1 pseudogene is annotated in these 2775 nt (G+C 36.2%); it reads left to right on the forward strand.

From position 1 onward, the window contains the following. Positions 1-576: 576 nt before the first annotated feature. Positions 577-2680, forward strand: a pseudogene (locus tag HET73_RS09570) (valine--tRNA ligase); the annotation flags it as partial. Between the last annotated feature and the right edge of the window lie 95 nt (positions 2681-2775).

A 2775-nucleotide genomic window follows, 5' to 3' on the forward strand; every position in this document is an offset into this window, starting at 1 on the left:
AGATCTAATCCTTTTATTTTATCGTCTAATATTCTTACAGCATTCTGTAAGATTTCAAAATGATTTTGATACCCAACCATTTTTGGATGTTTAAGCAACTCTATTCCTTCTTTTTCAAGTTCTGTTTTTTTGTCATTAAGATCAAGCCTAATTTTCATTTCTTCAATTCCATTTATAAATTGTTCATCACTCTTATCTTTAACTGAATCTATGAAAAGCTTACCATCTTTGCTACTAATAATGACACATGTTACTTTTTCACTTTTATCATTGTAAAAACTTGAATAATACCCTTCAATTACTTTGCCATCAGTATCTATGTTTTTATACTCTTGAAATTTTCAAAATCATCTTGTGCTATCTCAAGCACTACATTACCATTATCGGCAATCTTTATTGCACCATTAATCGTTGTAAGCATATTAAACCTCAATATAAATATTATTTAGACAGTGTGATGCCTTTAAAACTTAATGTCAAGTAATATTTTCTATAGTGTGGTATTTTTGTAAAATTTTGGCGTAGCCGTATTTGCTTAATTGTGCTAACTTAGAGCTTAAAACTTAAGAAATATTTATGTTAAAAGAAATATACGGCTTTAAAGAAATTGAAGAAAAATGCAACATATTATGGGAAGGCAGTAAAGTTTATAAGTGGAATGGTGAAAAGGATAACACTTTCATTATAGACACACCTCCGCCGACAATATCGGGGAAATTACATATCGGTCATATATTTAGCTATTGCCACACAGACTTCATTGCAAGGTTTCAGCGCATGCTTGGAAAAGATGTGTTTTATCCAATTGGGTTTGATGATAATGGGCTTCCTACAGAAAGATTGGTTGAGAAAACCTATAAAGCCCGTGAAAAAGAAATTGGCAGAGAAAAATTTATAGAGATGTGTCATGAAGTTATTGAAAAATCAAAGCAAGAGTTCAAGGAATTGTTTAAGTCAGTCGACATTAGTTATGATTGGAGTTTGGAATATCACTCGATCAGCAAAGAAACTGTGACGCTTTCTCAAATAATGTCGCTTATTGATATATAAATAACAAGGGGTATGCATACAGGAAAATTCAACCCATCCTTTGGGATCCGGTTGACAAAACCGCAATTGCGCAAGCGGAAATAGAAGACAAAGTTTTTAGTCATCCTTGAATACGATAGTTTTTTCCACCGAAGAAAATGAACAGATCAAAATTGCAACTACGCGACCTGAGTTACTTCCGGCATGTGTTGCAGTTTTCTGCCATCCAGAGGATGCACGCTACACTGACCTGATTGGAAAAACAGCCGTAGTGCCAATGACAGAGGCAAAAGTTCCAATAATAGCTGATGACAAGGTCAAAATAGATAAAGGCACCAGACTGGTTATGTGCTGTACATTCGGTGATGAGCTCGACATATATTGGCAGCAAAAGCATCACTTGCTGATGAAAATTATTATCGACCAGGATAGGAGGATAAATCTAGATTCAGTGTGTGATATCAATAGATCCCAGTGTACTAAATGGACTGAAGGTTAAGGAAGCGAGGAAGAGAGTAATCGAAATTCTAACTGAAAAAGGTCTTTTGATAGAAAGCACTAACATCTCTCATTCTGTTAAGTGTGAAGAAAGATCTGGTGCACCACTTGAAATATTACCTACTTATCAATGGTTTATCAAGACCTTAGAGCAAAAAAAGCTCAAGTATTAGATAAAGTAAGAGAATGCAATTGGCATCCAGCTACTATGCGTAAACGTATGGAAGTGTGGATAGAAGGACTAAATTGGGATTGGTGCATCTCAAGGCAGCGTTATTTTAGTGTGCCATTTCCAGTGTGGTATTTAAAACGTAAAGGAGAAGAAGGCAAAATCATTCTAGCTGAAGTGAAGGATCTGCCTATAGATCCACTCAAGGATTTGCCAAAAGGGTATAGTAAGGAAGAAGTTATCCAGGATCGAGATGTGATGGAAACTTGGGCCACAAGTGCAATCACTCCTCAACTAAGTGCACTGGTAGTAAACAATGAGCTCAGCTTACCAAATCATTGCTATGACAAGATATTTCCTGCAGATCTGCGCAGCCAGAGCCATGAGATAATAAGAACTTTGGCTTTTTATACAATTTTGAAGGCACATTATCATGCAAATTCTCTGCCGTGGAAAAATATCATGATCAGTGGTTGGTGTTTAGCTGATGATAAAAAAAAAGAGTAAATCAAAAAGTAACATCATCACTCCTCATGTGATGCTTAAGACTTATGGAGCTGATGTAGTACGTTATTGGTCAGCGAACTCAAGTCTTGGAGTTGACACAGTTTACTCTGAAAATATATTCAAAATTGGCAAGCGCCTGGTGACGAAGCTTTGGAATGCCAGCAAGTTTGTTTCCATATTCATGGAAATGCATCAAACGGTAAGCATAAATTCCATCAGCGAGACGATGGATAAATGGATACTGTCTAAGTTGTACAAAGTTATAGAGAAAGCAACAAGTAACCTATTGCAATTTGAATACTGCGAAGCTTTGTAGGCAATAGAGGAATTTTTCTGGAAGGATTTTTGTGATAACTACTTGGAGCTGGTGAAAAAACGTGCATATGTAAGCAGCGAAGCAAACTCGAGTGCGAAACAGAGTTTGGCATATGTTCTAAATATAATTTGCGGTTATCTGCACCTTTTTTGCCATACGTTTAATCTCCGACCGATTTCTCTCTTGTGCACAACATATAAGCTTTTCGAGAGAATCATCCATAAGATGATATCTCCACTAGTGGAACAGAGCCTTC

It is taken from the genome of Wolbachia endosymbiont of Atemnus politus (genome assembly GCF_013309895.1).